Raw genomic sequence first — 15,150 nt, 5'->3', positions numbered from 1 at the left:
TCCTTGATCAAGAATCGCGGGATTATGCCAGACCCTCCCACGCGAACTCCACCGACGCCGTACGGCCGTCCGTCGACCACTGGCAGCGCTCACTGAGTTGCCTGACGAGGCTCAACCCGCGCCCGGACAACTGATGCACCGCCGGCGGCAACGCCAGCACGTGCTCGGCATCAAAACCACTGCCGCTGTCATGCACTTCAACGATCAGACGTCCGCCCTGCCCCACGGGGATGACCTGGAAATTGATGCGAATGAAGCCATCTTCCAGATTGTCCAGGCGCTCGCCCCGAAGACGATAGTACGTCGCAAAGCCTTCAGCGTCCCGCTTGAGCGCCGAGTCCAGCCCCAACACGCCGTGCTCGAGGGCATTGCTGTACAGCTCGGCCAACACGACGTAGATCTCACTGCTTTGCTGGCGCAGGCCATGCACTTCCTGCAACAGCTGCAGCAAATACGGCAAAGGGTTGAAGCGCTGGAGGGTCGAGGCGCGGAATTCGAAACTCGCCGACCAGTCCAGCGGGCTGGAGTCGCCGCTGTCCGTATAGATCACCGCGGGCGGGCCGAGGGACTCCGGCTCGGTGAACCCAACCTCGACCATACTCACATCGTCACGCACCTGCCCGCGGAAACGTGCCAGCGCCCACTGCACCTCTTCCATCAACAAATCGGGCTTGCGGTTGGTGACGAAAACATTCTGCAGACGCCGGGCGCCAAACATCTCGCCGCTTTCATCGGTGCTGTCGACCACACCGTCAGACAACAGAAACACGCGATCGCCTGCGCCAAAGGGATACACCTGAGTGTTGTCGTCAAAACTGCTGGCACTCAACACACCCAGCGGCAGGTGCGCCGAGACCAGCGGCGTGTGCGGGCGGCCATCGGCGTGGAGCAGATAACCGTCGGGCAAACCGCCGTTCCAGACCTCGACCTGCTGTTGCTGGAAGTTCACGCAGATCAGCGCCGCGCAGCAGAACATGTCCACTGGCAGGATGCGCTTGAGCTTGGCGTTCATCTCGCGCAGGGTTTCCGGCAGCCCGTAGCCCTTGGCGGTCATGCCGTAGAAGACCTCCGCCAGCGGCATCGCCCCCACGGCGGCGGGCAGGCCGTGGCCGGTAAAGTCGCCCAGCAGCACATGCATGTTGCCCGACGGCGCCCAGGCAGCGAGCAGCAAATCGCCGTTGAACAGCGCATAAGGCGATTGCAGGTAGCGGATATTCGGCGCGCTCAGGCAGCCGGAGTGGGCGATCTGGTCGAACACCGCCTTGGCCACGCGCTGTTCGTTGAGCAGGTATTTGTGATGCCGGGCGATGAGGTCACGCTGCTGCAGAACGGTTTCCTGCAACAGGCGCAGCCGGTTCATGGCGTTGATCTTGGCGGCCAGCACCACCTGGTTGTAGGGCTTGGCGATGAAATCGTCGCCGCCGGCATCCAGACAACGGGCCAGCCCCTCGTCCTCGGTCATGGAGGTAAGAAAGATGATCGGCACCAGCGATTCACCCGCCAGCGCCTTGATCTGCCGGGCGGCCTCGAAGCCATCCATCACCGGCATCAGGGCGTCCATCAGGATCAACTGCGGACGGCCGCGCTCGAACAGCGCCACCGCTTCAGCCCCGTCGCAGGCGCTCACCACCTCATGGCCCTGGCGGCTGATGATGGCCGAGAGCAGCATGCGGTCGCTGGCGTTGTCGTCGGCGATGAGGATCTTGAGGCGCTCAGGCGGCGCAGAACCCGCCATCAGCCGATGTGGAAAAGTTTGGCGAAGTTGGAGATGGCGAGGATTTTGATGACGTCGGCGTTGCAGTTTTCCAGCCGTACATCGGCCCGGTCGCCGCCAGCGTGATCGCGCAGCAGCAGGAGCATGCCCAGTGCCGAGCTGTCGAGGTAGTTGGCTTCTTTGAGGTCGACCACGAAGCTTTTGGCGTTGGTCACATTCTCATACGCCTTGCGAAAATCCTGATGCGTCGAAAAATCGAAGCGTCCCTTGATTTTGATGGTCAGCTGCTTGTCTGCAGAAATATTGGACGTTACTGACATGGCAAATCCCTTATATGAAACGACGTCAGACGGTGAAGTTTTAGCATTGGTTATGCGGCGCGGCAAATGGATCTTGGTGGGTGTGCTTTTTGGATGACGCTTCCAACAGGTGAATATCCGTTATTGGCGGTGGTGCTTTATGAGTTCTGCCTAACGGCAGAAGCGTTTCGCCTGCGGCGAGTTACTTGGAAAAGCCCCCCAAGTAACCAAGGGTGTGGTTACTTCTGTGGCTCTTGACAAAAGTGACCCGCTGTAAGAGCGGAACCAATATCAGCAACACTACAAATAACGGATATACACACAAACCAGAAAAGCCTAAAACGGCTGCTCAACCCGAGGCAACCGCTGCGACAACTCGTCCAGCAACTTCTGCTCGCGCTTGTCCTCGAGCGCCCGCGCTTCATCGATATAGCGCTGCACCAACTTGCGCAACCCCTCGACCCGAGCGTAAGCCTTCTGCCACTCCCCCCGCGCCTTGTTCAGGTTGTTCTGGTGCCAATTGAGGCTCTGCCGCTGCTGACTCACCGCCGTCTCCAGCTGATTGAGAAAGCGCTGATAGTTCATCAGCCACTGCCCCGACACCCCGTGAGCGCCTTTGTCGATCCATTGCTGCTGATAATCGGAGCGAAACTTTTCCAGCTCGCCGAGCTTGCTCTCGGCCAGCCGCACCTGACCTTGAAAATGACCCAGACGCTGAACGGCGGCCTTCTCGGCCTTTTCGGCCATGTCCACCACCGGCGCCAGACGGGCCGCGCGACTCTGGGCCATGGCCTATCAGCCCCCGGCCTGAGGATTGAAGATCTTCGCCAGCTGCGCTTCGCTGCTCTGCATGCTTTCGTTGTCGTGCAGGCCCTGACGCAAGTATCTGACCAGCTGCGGCTGCAGATTGATGGCAAGGTCGGTTTCACGATCACCGCCGGCGACGTAAGCCCCGACGCTGATCAAATCGCGGCTCTGTTGATAGCGCGACCACAACTGCTTGAAATACTGCGCCTGAGTCATGTGCTCCGGCGTCACTACCGACGGCATGACCCGGCTGATGGACGCTTCGATGTCGATGGCCGGGTAATGACCTTCCTCGGCCAGGCGCCTGGACAGCACGATGTGCCCGTCGAGCACCCCCCGCGCCGAGTCAGCAATAGGGTCCTGCTGATCGTCGCCTTCAGACAATACCGTATAAAACGCAGTGATCGATCCCCCGCCCTTCTCCGCATTGCCAGCGCGCTCCACCAACTTCGGCAGCTTGGCGAACACGGACGGCGGATAACCCTTGGTCGCGGGCGGCTCGCCGATGGCCAGGGCGATTTCCCGCTGGGCCTGGGCGAAACGGGTCAGGGAGTCCATCAGCAACAAGACATTCTTGCCCTTGTCGCGAAAATATTCGGCAATGCGCGTGCAGTACATCGCTGCGCGCAGACGCATCAGTGGCGCATCGTCCGCGGGGGACGCCACGACCACCGAGCGCTTGAGGCCTTCTTCGCCGAGGATGTGCTCGATGAACTCCTTCACCTCGCGACCCCGTTCGCCGATCAGCCCGACGACGATGATGTCGGCCTCGGTGAAGCGGGTCATCATCCCCAGCAGCACGGATTTACCCACACCGGTGCCTGCGAACAGGCCCAGACGCTGGCCGCGACCGACCGTCAACAAACCGTTGATGCAGCGAATGCCCACGTCCAGCGGCACGCTGATCGGGTCGCGCTTGAGGGGGTTGATGGTCGGGCCGTCCAGCGGCACCCAGTCTTCGGCCTTCATGCCGCCTTTACCGTCAAGCGGACGACCGGCGCCATCGAGCACGCGACCGAGCATGGTCATGCCCATCGGCAAACGGCCGGTGTCCGGCAATGGCACCACACGGGCGCCCGGCGCGATGCCGGCGACGCTGCCCACGGGCATCAGGAACACCTTGCCGCCCGCGAAGCCCATGACTTCCGCTTCGACTTCCACCGGATGATGGCTGTCGTCGTTGATCACCACGCAGCGGCTGCCCATGGCGGCGCGCAGGCCCTCGGCTTCGAGGGTCAAGCCGACCATGCGCAGCAGCCGGCCTTCTACCACCGGCTGAACCGGCAGGGTAATGGCGTCCGCGTAAGTGCTCAGGCGCTTGCCGAAGCTGGTGCGCTCAAGACGCATCGGAGGCGTCCGAGTGTTTGTGCAAGGCGTCTTCGGCGCTCTTGATTGCCGCTTCCAAGTCGACACTCACGTCGGGCACAGCCGGGTGCAGTGCCTGTTCGTGGAGCTGGTCGAACATCTTGGCGATAGCCACGCTCAGGCGCGTCTCGACGGTGGCGTCGATGCGGCTGTGTTCGGTCTCGACCCGACAACCGCCTGGCTGCAGGGTGTCGTCTTCGAGAATGCGCCAGTTTTCCTCATGACGTTCGCGCAGGGCTTTGACCTGAGCGAAATCCTGAGAGTTGACCAGAATGCGCACGTTGTTCGCGCCCATCGGCAGCAGGCGCAGAGCATCCTGCAGCACTTTGCCGATCTGGCTGGAGTCGGTTTTCAGCTCGCGCTGGATCACCTCGCGGGCAAGGTGCTCGACCAGCTGAATCATGGATTTTTCGATTTGCGCGTCCTGATCGGCGATAGGCTCGAACAGGTGGCTCATCAGGGTCTCGAGGCTCTCCAGCCTGACCGTCAGGGCAGCTTCCGCCTCCTGACGCACCTTGAGCTGGGTGCTGTGGAAACCCTCTTTCTCGCCAATGGCGAACCCTTCGTTGTAAGCGTCCTGACGAATGCTTTCCAGCTCTTCGAGGGTCAGCGGCTGGACTTCCTCCAGCGGCACTTCCTCGCTTTCGGCGGGCTCGGGCTCGACTTCGGGTTCCGGCTCGGGCTCTTCGACGTGAGGATCGAAGCTGGGCAAGGTCCAGACATCGATCCCACGCAGATCTTTGGCACGGATGAGCTCGCTGGGTGCTTCTTTATCGGAGCTGAACATCGACTGCACCTACTGTTAAATCATTTCCTCGCCACCTTTGCCGCCGAGAACGATCTCCCCGGCCTCCGCCATACGACGGGCAATGGTGAGGATCTCTTTCTGTGCAGTTTCCACGTCGCTGACGCGAACCGGGCCTTTGGCTTCCAGGTCGTCGCGCAAAAGTTCGGCGGCACGTTTGGACATGTTCTTGAAAATCTTTTCCTTGATGGCATCGTCCGACCCCTTGAGGGCCAGCACCAGCACATCGGAGGACACTTCGCGCAGCAGCGCCTGAATGCCGCGGTCGTCGACATCGGCCAGGTTGTTGAAGACGAACATGAGGTCTTCGATCTGGGTCGACAGGTCCTCGTCCACTTCGCGGATCGAATCCATGAGCTGGCCTTCGACCGAACTGTCGAGGAAGTTCATGATGTCCGCCGCACGTTTGATACCGCCCAGGGTGGTACGCGACGTGTTGGCATTGCCCGAGAACTGCTTCTCGAGGATCTGGTTCAATTCCTTCAGCGCCGCAGGCTGCACGGTGTTCAACGACGAGACGCGCAGGATGATGTCCAGACGCACCTTGTGGTCGAAATGGCCCAAGACTTCACCGGCCTGGTCAGCGTCCAGGTACGCGACGACGATGGCCTGGATCTGCGGGTGCTCGTAGCGGATGACGTCCGCGACGGCGCGCGGTTCCATCCACTTCAGGCTGTCCAGACCACTGGTGTTGCCACCGAGCAGAATGCGGTCGATCAGACCGTTGGCCTTGTCCTCGCCCAGGGCCTGAGTGAGCATCTTGCGAATGTAGCCGTCGGAGCCGATGCCCACGCCGGTCTGGTCGCCGATGACGTCGACGAACTCGCTCATCACCTGCTCGACCTGCTCGCGGTGCACATTGCGCATCTGCGCCATGGCCACACCGACACGCTGAACCTCTTTGGGGCCCATGTGACGCAACACCTGCGCAGCATCGGTCTCACCCAGGGTGAGCAGCAGGATCGCAGCCTTATCAACGCGGTTCATTTTGACCGCAGCAGCACGACTATCACTCATCTGTGTTGATCCACTCTTTTACGACCTGAGCCACACGAGCCGGGTCTTCAGCCACCAGGCTCTTGATTGCGTTGAGCTGCGCGTCATAACCCTCGCTCGGGCTCGGCAGCAGGATGCTTTGCGGACCGCCCAGACTCACGCGATCGTTACTCAGCTCACCGTCCAGACCGACCATGCCGCCCAGCTCGACGTCGCCGTCAGCGTGCTTGCCTTTCGGGTTGGTGATGTTGTTCAGCACCGGACGCAGCACACCGAACACCAGCACCAGGATGAAGATCACGCCCATCGCCTGTTTGACGATGTCCCAGAACCAAGGCTGCGAGTAGAACGGAATGTCCGGAATCACTTCGCCACGATCGCTGGAGAACGGCACGTTGATCACGCTGACGCTGTCGCCACGGGCCGCGTCGAAACCGACGGCGTCCTGCACCAGACGGGTGAAGCGCGCCAGTTGATCGGCGGTCCACGGCACCAGGGTGGTTTCACCGTTGGCCGGGTTGACCTTGACCTGATCGTCCACCACGACCGCGACCGACAGGCGATTGATCTTGCCCTGCTGTTGCTTGGTGTGGCTGATGGAACGGTCCAGCTCGAAGTTTTTGGTCGACTGGTTACGCTTGTCCGACGGGTACGGCGCGAGCATTGGCTGGCCGGTGGCCGGGTCCATGATCTGCTGACCGTTGGCGTCCAGCAGAGGCTGACCTGGGGCGATCGGGCCTGCGGCACCGCCGGCGGCACCACCGGTGGTTTGCGGCGCGGTGGCCGGGCCCGGAGGCTGGTTGCTCAACGCACCCGGCACGCCTTGCGGGCCGCTGCTGCTGGAGCGTTGTTCAGTGGTGGTCTGCTCGCTGCGCAGTGCAGGCTGATCAGGGTTGAAGCTTTCGGCAGTGGATTCCACGGCGCTGAAGTCGACGTCGGCCGAGACTTCAGCCTTGTAGCGATCGTTGCCCAGCACCGGTTGCAGGATGTTCTGCACACGCTGGGTCAGCATGGTTTCCATGCGACGGGTGTAGTCGAACTGCTTGCCGGCCATGGTCAGCTCGGAGTTTTCCGCCTGATCGGACAGCAGGTTGCCTTTTTGGTCGACCACGGTGACCTGAGACTTGGTCAGCTCCGGAACGCTGGTCGCCACCAGATTGACGATGGCAGCGACCTGGCCAGGCTCAAGGGTACGACCGGCGTACATTTCAACCAGCACCGAAGCGGTCGGCTTGCGGTCATCACGTACGAACACCGAGCTCTTGGGGATCGCCAGATGCACGCGAGCGGCCTTGATGTTGTTCAAGCTGGAAATGGTGCGCGCCAGCTCGCCTTCAAGACCACGGCGATAACGGGTGGCTTCCATGAACTGGCTGGTGCCCAGGCCCTGATCCTTGTCCAGGATCTCGAAGCCGACGTTGCCGTCGCTCTGGGCGATACCGGCACCAGCCAGCTTGATGCGGGCACGAGCGACGTCATCTGACTTGACCAGCAAGGCACCGGAATTCGGCTCGACGGTGTATGGAATATCGGCTTGCGCCAGGGTATCCATTACCTGCTTGGTGTCCATGCCCGACAGGCTGCCGTACAGCGGCTTGTAGTCCGGCTGTTGCGACCAAAGCACGACGGCAAAACCAATCGCCACGCTGGCGGCCAGACCGACCATGAGGCCGACCTGACGCAGCATGGTCATCTCGGAAAGATTTTGCAGGAACGCCAGCCCGAACATCGGCGGCTTGCTTCCTGTCGCACCCGCTTTTGCAGGCACGTTATCGGCGACGGCTTCAGCCATGACTTAAATCGTCCTCAAACCGGCATTTGCATGATGTCTTGGTACGCCTGAACCAGCTTGTTGCGTACCTGGGTCAGCGCCTGAAACGACACGCTGGCTTTCTGCGAGGAAATCATCACATCCGTGAGGTCCACCCCGCTCTTGCCCATCTCGAAGGCAGTGGCCAACTGGTTCGACGCCTGCTGGGTGTCATTGACCTTGTTGACCGCCATACCGAGCATGTCGGAAAAACTGCTGGCGCCGGTTTGCTCAGGCGCCTCGATGGCCTTGGGTTTGGCCATGGCATCCATCTGCATGGCGCGCATGTCCAACATCAACCGATTAAATTCAACACCTTGGCTCATGACTTCTCTCTCAAAAGGGCCGCAAATTTTTGACACGGATTCAGCGGTTACCCATGTAGTAGCAACAACGGTGCCAGACCAATGGCGGCAAATTGCCATCTTTCATGAAAGTATTGGGGTGGTTACACAACGCGGGACTGCGCGAGAAAACTGTGGGAGTGAGCTTGCTCACGAAGACGTCTGTGCAAATCACGCATTTTCGGCGTCTGGCAGAACGCATTCGTGAGCAAGCTCACGCCCACAGGCAATTCTGTGACTTCGCGCCCCTGTATTCACGGGGCGCGACGCACGCTCAACTGGCGAATAGATACCCTTCAACATCCATACCGGCATCGCGCATCTGCGCCAGCTTGTAGCGCAATGTACGAGGGCTGATACCCAGGCGTTCTGCGGCTTCCTTTCGTCGGCCGCGCTCCGCGCGCAGGGTGTCGATGATCATCTGAAACTCGCGACGGCGCAGATCTTCGCCCAACGCCCCTGCCACCTCTCCCGCGATAATCTCCGACGACGATTCCATGACGCTTGCTGTTGTCGGCAGCGTCGGAAGAACCTGAAGCACAGGCGCAGGCGATGGTACGGATGCGAAGGAGATGGGGCCCGCCAGACAAAAGTCCTCGGCCTGGATCACGCCGCCCTGCTGCAGGATCAACGCGCGCTGCACGGCGTTGTCCAGCTCTCGCACATTGCCCGGCCAGCTGTAGCCCACCAGGCATTTTTGTGCGTCGGCCGACAGACGCACCGGCGCGTGCTTCATTTTATTGACGTGCTTGGCCAGCAGGCGCTCGGCCAACGGCAGGATGTCGCCGGGACGCTGACGCAAGGACTGCCAGGCCAGTGGAAACACCGACAGGCGGTAGTACAAGTCCTCGCGGAAACGCCCAGCCGCCACTTCGCCCGCCAAGTCGCGGTTAGTGGTGGCCAGCACGCGGATGTCGAGTTCGATCGGCTTGCGCGCGCCGACGCGCTCCACTTCCCGCTCCTGCAGCACGCGCAGCAGCTTGGCTTGCAGGCCCATGGGCATTTCAGAAATTTCGTCGAGCAGAATGGTGCCGCCATCGGCCTGTTCGAACTTGCCCGCTTGGGCCGCAATGGCGCCAGTGAACGAGCCTTTTTCGTGACCGAACAGCGTGGCTTCGAGCATGTTGTCCGGAATCGCCGCGCAATTGATGGCGATGAATGGCTTGCCCGCACGAGGCGATTGCTGATGAATGAAGCGCGCCAGCACTTCTTTGCCGGTCCCGGATTCGCCGGAGATCAGCACCGTGGAAGCGCTCTTGGCCACGCGAGCGGCCAGATTGAGCAGCTGCACACTGGCAGGCTCAACGGCAATCGGGCCTTCGCCATCGGCCGGCCCCAGACGCCCCAAGGCGTGACGAGCCACCAGCGCCAGCAGCGCTTTGGGCTCGAACGGCTTGACCAGATAATCGGCGGCGCCTTGACGCATCGCGTCCACAGCACGGTCCACCGAACCATGGGCGGTCATCAGCAGAACCGGCAACTGCGGGTAACGATTGCGCAACTGCGCCAGCAACTGATGGCCGTCCATGCCTGGCATGTTGACGTCGCTGATCACCAGGCTGAACGCACTGTCCCCCGCCGCCAGCAAAGCGTCTTCGGCCGAGCCGACGGCGCGGTAATCGTGCCCGGCCAGCTCCAGGGTTTCGCCCAGCGCTTCACGCAGCGAATGATCGTCCTCGACCAGCAATACCTTGATCGTCATGAGTAGCTACCCGTCGCACTGACGCCCGGAATCAGCGGCAAGGAAACGATGGCACAGGTGCCGCGCCCCGGACGCGAACGGAATCGCACCTGCCCCTGGTGAGCCCTGGCGACCGCCGTGACCACCGCCAGCCCCAGACCGGTGCCGGTGGTTTTGGTGGTGAAGAACGGCTCGCCGATCCGGGCCAGAGCAGCGGCGTCAATGCCACTGCCGTTATCGCTGATGCACAGCCGCAGGGTGTCGCCACGGCTGTACGCATGAATTTTGACGCGCGCATCCGCCGAGCTTGCCTGTACGGCGTTTTCGATCAGATTGAGCAAAGCACCCACCAAGGTGTCGCGATTGCACAGCAGCTCGCCATTCTCAGCATTGCACTGCCAACGTACGGCCACGTCGCGAACGTGGGTGTGGGCTGCAGACTCCAGCGCTTCGACCAGACCCGCGGGCGTGACCCGGTCGGTCAGCGGCAGTTCGCCGCGGGCGAACACCAGCATGTCACGCACCTGATGCTCCAGCTCGTGCAGGCGCTCTTTCAGGCGGCCGGCGAAACGCTGCTGGGTTTCCACGTTCAGCGCCTGCTCAGTCAGATGACTGGCGTAGATCATCGCCGCAGACAAAGGGGTGCGGATCTGATGGGCCAGGGATGCGACCATGCGACCCAGCGACGACAGACGCTCGTGGCGGGCCAACTGGCTTTGCAGGTGACGGGTTTCAGTCAGGTCGTTGAGCAACACCAATTGCCCCGGCTCGGCGTCCAGCGAGCGCGTGGCAATGGACAGACGACGACCGTCTTTAAGGGAGATTTCGTGACCGTCGTCCTCACGGGGCGCGAAGCAACGGGTAATGACGTGCCGCCAGAGCATGCCGATCAGTGGCTCGCCCAGCAAATCGATCGCCGCCGGGTTGGCCTCGCGGACCGTGCCGGTGCCATCGATCACGATGACGCCGCCAGGCAGCAGGTCCAGCAGGTTCTGCAAGCGGTTGGCCAGCCGTTCTTTCTCGGCCAGCTCCTGCATGCGCTGAGCGCTGACCACCGCCAGTTCACCCTTGAGCTCGGTAACCCGGGCTTCGAGCAAGCTGTAGGAATCAGTCAATTGCGTCGACATCTGGGTGAACAGGGCAAACGCCTGCTCCAACCCTTGGCGACTTTCTACTTCCGGGGACGGCTGCACTTGCGAACCCACGGGTAAAACAGGTTCGGAAGACATCTGAGCGGCCTGGGGCATAGTTTGATCTCTCGCGTGGCGAACCGTCAGTAAACGGTGTGTTCCAAGAGACTTAGCAATCCCCGTGCCGAAAAAAAACTGCTGAAAAATCAGCGGTTTGTTTTTTCACGCGTCAAACGAGTGTCAGTCATCGACCTGATCATCGCCTTCGCGGCGGCTCATCCCGTATTTGCGCATCTTCTCCACCAAGGTGGTGCGGCGAATGCGCAAACGCTCGGCGGCACGCGCCACGATGCCGTTGGCGTCGTCCAGTGCCTGTTGAATCAGGCCCTGCTCCAGACCGCCGAGATAATCCTTGAGGTCCAGACCTTCTGGCGGCAGCATCGCGCTGTTGGCGAAGTTCGGCGTATGCCCGTTGATGGCCACGCGCTCTTCCAGATCGCTGCGCAGGCTGTCCACCAACTGTTCGTCTTCATCATCGACGTAGCGGAATTTCTTCGGCAGCTCGGCGACGCCGATGACACCGTACGGGTGCATGATCGCCATGCGCTCCACCAGGTTGGCCAGCTCGCGAACGTTGCCCGGCCAGCCATGACGGCACAGCGACATGATGGCCGCCGAGTTAAAGCGGATCGACCCGCGCTTCTCGTGCTCCATGCGCGAGATCAGCTCGTTCATCAGCAGTGGGATGTCTTCCACGCGCTCACGCAGCGGCGCCATCTCGATCGGGAATACATTGAGGCGGTAGTACAGGTCTTCGCGGAAGCCACCGGTCTCGATCATGTCTTCGAGATTCTTATGGGTGGCGGCAATGATGCGCACATCGACGCTCTGGGTCTTGTTGCTGCCCACGCGCTCGAAGGTGCGTTCCTGCAGCACGCGCAGCAGTTTGACCTGCATCGGCAGCGGCATGTCACCGATTTCATCAAGGAACAGCGTGCCGCCGTTGGCGAGCTCAAAACGCCCTGCACGGCTGGTGATCGCACCGGTGAACGCGCCCTTTTCGTGACCGAACAGCTCGCTCTCGAGCAGCTCGGCAGGAATGGCGCCACAGTTCACGGGCACGAAAGGCGCGTCACGGCGTTTGGAATGGTAATGAAGGTTGCGCGCGACGACTTCCTTGCCGGTCCCCGACTCGCCGAGGATCAGCACGCTGGCGTCGGTATCGGCCACCTGCTGCATCATCTGACGTACGTGCTGAATCGCACGGCTGGTGCCGACGAGGCTGCGGAAGAGGTTCGGTTCGCGCTGACGACCCCGCTCGCGGGCCTGATCGTACATTTCACGATAGACCTGGGCACGGTGCAGGGAATCCAGCAGTTTGCTGTAGCTGGGCGGCATCTCGACGGTGGACAACACACGCCGGCGCAGGTCGTCGGCAAGCTCGGCCGAAGAATTTTCGCCCATCAGCAGGACCGGAAGGAACTCATCCCACGCGGCAATGGTCTTAAGCAACCCTTGAAGGCTGCCCGGGGCATTGACGGTGCCCACAAGCACGCAGAGGACTTCTCGAGTGGATGCCAGAGAGCCCACGACCTGCTGCCAGTCGGTGCTGGAGCAAGACAGGTTCTCATCGCCGAGAAAATTCAGAATCACCGCCATGTCACGGCGGCGCTGGCTATCGTCATCGATTAGCAGAATCTTGATTTCACGCCACATGCAATAGCAACTTCCCTAGTCAACTCGATGCCCAATCGGGGGCAAGCTTGGCTTTGTATGGTCCGCAGAGACGTAACAACAACCAGAAATTAGTGAACATCACTAGTTAAGTCAAAAAAGCGTACACAGTCAATTTTATGGCGCACAATTTTTTTTGATCAACCAAGCGTCAACCGAACAGATGGTAAACCTTTGCTGCGGTTTGCGCTCGCTGGATTTGCGTCATTTCTTCGACTATCGCCTGGCGTTCGCCGACGGCAATGTCAATCATCTGCCGATAAACACCCAATAACTCCTCCAGATTGCTGCGCAACTGCGGCTCATCGTCGCTCCCCTGACGAATGACGTCGTCGACGCAGGCACGGCAGGCCAGATCGAGTTTGCCGATCGCCTCCCAGTCACGCCCGGCGAGTGCCTCGACCAAGGCTTCGCGGGTTTCTTCGATTCGCTTGAGTGCAGCGCTCATGGGTGTCTCCTTTACAGCGCAGGTTGCTGATCGCCGATCGCGTCCCAACCTTCCTTGACGGTGGTCAACAGACCGCTGACCTCGTCGAGAATGCGTGGGTCGGTCTTGATGTTGGCCTCGGCCAGTCGTTTCATCATGTACACATAAAGGTTGTCGACATGAGCCAGGGCCTCGGCCTGTTTTTCCATGTCCAGGCCTTCACGCAGGCCACCGACGATTTCGATGGCCTTGCCGATCAGGATGCCTTTGGCTGGCACATCCTTGCGCTCGATGGCGCCTTTGGCTTGTGCAATGCGATCCAGGCCCGCCTCCATCAGCATCTGCACCAAGCGGTGCGGCGTGGCAACGGCGGTCTGCGCGTGGGAATTGACCTTCTGATATTGCCGAAGGGCTGCCATCCGGTTCATGTATTTACCTCACACATCTTGAAGTGTCTATATTCAGGCTATCGGCCCGGCTTGCCGAAACTTTAAGGCCAGATGCCAAAAACCCGGCACTCTGGCCGGGTCTTGATTCTTCAGCGTTTCATCAGCCGCTTTGTTGGGCGTTCAACGAGTCGAAGAACGAGGTAATGCTCGTGGCAGAGGCTTTGAGCTGCCCCACCAGCAAGTCCATCGCATTGTATTTGGCCGTCAGGGTTGCGGTCAGGTTGGTGACGCGCAGATCAAGCGCGGTCTGCTGGCTCTGCAGGTCAGTCTGCTGCTTGTTCAGGCTGCTGGTACGGGTATCGAAAATACCGCCCGTCTGGGTGTAAGGCGTGATCGCAGCAGTCATGCGCTTTATCAGGCCATTGCTGCCGTCACCAGTGCCGCTGAACAACTGCTGCACATCACCCGCCAGCCCCTGATTCATCGCAGCGGTGAACTTGGTGCTGTCCAGGGTCAGCGTACCGTCGGATTGTCCGGTGGTGATACCCAACTGCGATAACACAGACAGGTTACCGGCAGCGCCCGTGGTCACCAGCTCATTACGAATGGCCGAAAGAATCGAACGTGGCATGGCGTCGCCAGTCAGCGCCGCAGGCGTCACTGTTGCGCCAGTGGTCGCATCCGGAGTATCGCTGACGGTGGCCTTGGTCACCGTGGAGACCGCCTTGACCACCGCGTTGTACGCATCGACAAACGTCTGCAAGGATGTTTTCAGACCATCGGAGTTAGTCGACACCGCGATGGTCGAAGCGCCCGTTGCCAGCAGCGTCATCGACACGCCACCCAGGCTTTTGTCAATGGTGTTGCTGGCGCTGGTCACGGTCAGGCCGTTGATGGTCAGGCTGGCATCGTCCGCCTGCGCGTTAATATAGCCGGCACTGGTGGTGTCACCAGGAGTAAGCTTGGCCCCGGCCGCGATATTGAACTCGGGAACCGTGGTACTGGACGCCGTGATATCGGTACCCTTACCGGTCACCGTAGAAGTGAACACCAGGCGCGAGCCATTATCGTCGGTGATCACGTTGGCGCTGATCTTGGACGTGCTGCTTTGCGCGTTGATCTGCTTGGCCACGGAAGCCAGCGTCGCACCCGCCGGAATGGTGATCGTCGTATCAATGCCATTTTGAGTGAGGGTCAAGTCGCCACTCGGAATAGCACTGGTGGGGCCGTCGGCAAAAGAAGCAGTGGCCACACTGGAGCTGGTCGCAAGCTTTGTCACATTGATGCTGTAGTTACCTGGCACGGCCGAGTTATCGGAAGTGACAGTCAGCTTGGTCGCATCGGAGGCTTTGGCCGCGTAACCCGCAAATGCCGGGGTATCGGTCTTGCCGAGATTGGTCAGGGCCGTCTGAAAAGCGGACATCGCACTTTTGAGGGTGCCAATACCCGAAAGCTTGGTGGTCACCAGCTTGGTCTGGGTAGTGATCTGAGTCTGCTTGGCCAGTTTGTCGGAATTCACCAGCGCGGTAACGATGTCACCAATCGCCAGACCCGAACCCAGGCCGGTTGAAGGGGTAATTGGACTCGCCATCTGTATCTCCTTGCAGTTTGGGTCGGTCTTTTGACGACATTACAGCTCAAAAGAACCG

14 protein-coding genes are annotated in these 15,150 nt (G+C 60.7%); all 14 read right to left on the bottom strand.

Features of this window, described 5'->3' with window-relative positions; genetic code table 11:
* Window positions 1–22 precede the first annotated feature (22 nt).
* Window positions 23–1,735, bottom strand: a complete 1,713-nt coding sequence (locus AC07V9_RS23000) for an ATP-binding SpoIIE family protein phosphatase (protein ID WP_495017939.1) — start codon at window positions 1,733–1,735, stop codon at window positions 23–25.
* A complete protein-coding gene (locus AC07V9_RS22995; RefSeq protein ID WP_495017938.1) occupies window positions 1,735–2,034 on the bottom strand; it encodes an STAS domain-containing protein in 300 nt (99 codons plus the stop codon). Before AC07V9_RS22995 ends, AC07V9_RS23000 begins: the two co-directional genes overlap by 1 nt.
* Before the next feature lie 315 nt (window positions 2,035–2,349).
* A complete protein-coding gene (fliJ, locus tag AC07V9_RS22990) occupies window positions 2,350–2,802 on the bottom strand; it encodes a flagellar export protein FliJ (RefSeq protein WP_495017937.1) in 453 nt (150 codons plus the stop codon).
* Window positions 2,803–2,808: 6 nt separating this feature from the next.
* Entirely contained in the window at window positions 2,809–4,167 is a 1,359-nt protein-coding gene (gene fliI, locus AC07V9_RS22985) for a flagellar protein export ATPase FliI (RefSeq protein WP_495017936.1), read from the bottom strand.
* Entirely contained in the window at window positions 4,157–4,972 is an 816-nt protein-coding gene (gene fliH / locus AC07V9_RS22980) for a flagellar assembly protein FliH (protein WP_495017935.1), read from the bottom strand. The genes fliI and fliH overlap by 11 nt, the downstream gene beginning before the upstream one ends.
* Before the next feature lie 15 nt (window positions 4,973–4,987).
* Window positions 4,988–6,007, bottom strand: coding sequence for a flagellar motor switch protein FliG (gene fliG, locus AC07V9_RS22975; RefSeq protein WP_495017934.1), 1,020 nt, complete (start codon window positions 6,005–6,007; stop codon window positions 4,988–4,990).
* Window positions 6,000–7,778 carry a flagellar basal-body MS-ring/collar protein FliF gene (fliF, locus tag AC07V9_RS22970; protein ID WP_495017933.1) on the bottom strand — a complete coding sequence of 593 codons (1,779 nt, stop codon included), beginning with the start codon at window positions 7,776–7,778 and terminating at the stop codon, window positions 6,000–6,002. Before fliF ends, fliG begins: the two co-directional genes overlap by 8 nt.
* 14 nt (window positions 7,779–7,792) lie before the next feature.
* Window positions 7,793–8,122 carry a flagellar hook-basal body complex protein FliE gene (fliE, locus tag AC07V9_RS22965; RefSeq protein ID WP_495017932.1) on the bottom strand — a complete coding sequence of 110 codons (330 nt, stop codon included), beginning with the start codon at window positions 8,120–8,122 and terminating at the stop codon, window positions 7,793–7,795.
* Between the two features lie 292 nt (window positions 8,123–8,414).
* On the bottom strand, window positions 8,415–9,842 hold the full coding sequence (locus AC07V9_RS22960; protein ID WP_495017931.1) for a sigma-54-dependent transcriptional regulator: 1,428 nt from the start codon (window positions 9,840–9,842) through the stop codon (window positions 8,415–8,417).
* On the bottom strand, window positions 9,839–11,050 hold the full coding sequence (locus AC07V9_RS22955) for a sensor histidine kinase (RefSeq protein WP_495017930.1): 1,212 nt from the start codon (window positions 11,048–11,050) through the stop codon (window positions 9,839–9,841). The genes AC07V9_RS22960 and AC07V9_RS22955 overlap by 4 nt, the downstream gene beginning before the upstream one ends.
* Before the next feature lie 141 nt (window positions 11,051–11,191).
* Window positions 11,192–12,667 carry a transcriptional regulator FleQ gene (gene fleQ, locus AC07V9_RS22950; RefSeq protein ID WP_495017929.1) on the bottom strand — a complete coding sequence of 492 codons (1,476 nt, stop codon included), beginning with the start codon at window positions 12,665–12,667 and terminating at the stop codon, window positions 11,192–11,194.
* Between the two features lie 169 nt (window positions 12,668–12,836).
* The gene (gene fliT / locus AC07V9_RS22945; protein ID WP_495017928.1) at window positions 12,837–13,133 is read right to left on the bottom strand and encodes a flagellar protein FliT; all 297 of its coding nucleotides are present in this window, start codon (window positions 13,131–13,133) and stop codon (window positions 12,837–12,839) included.
* An 11-nt stretch (window positions 13,134–13,144) separates the two neighbouring features.
* Complete coding sequence (fliS, locus tag AC07V9_RS22940; RefSeq protein ID WP_495017927.1) at window positions 13,145–13,540, bottom strand: flagellar export chaperone FliS; 396 nt, start codon at window positions 13,538–13,540, stop codon at window positions 13,145–13,147.
* 121 nt (window positions 13,541–13,661) lie between these two features.
* Window positions 13,662–15,092 (bottom strand): flagellar filament capping protein FliD, encoded by a 1,431-nt coding sequence (gene fliD / locus AC07V9_RS22935; RefSeq protein ID WP_495017926.1) that lies wholly within the window; start codon window positions 15,090–15,092, stop codon window positions 13,662–13,664.
* Window positions 15,093–15,150 lie beyond the last annotated feature (58 nt).

It is taken from the genome of Pseudomonas sp. GW821-FHT02A11 (assembly GCF_059421985.1).
This window is presented reverse-complemented; position numbering and strand designations above follow the sequence as displayed.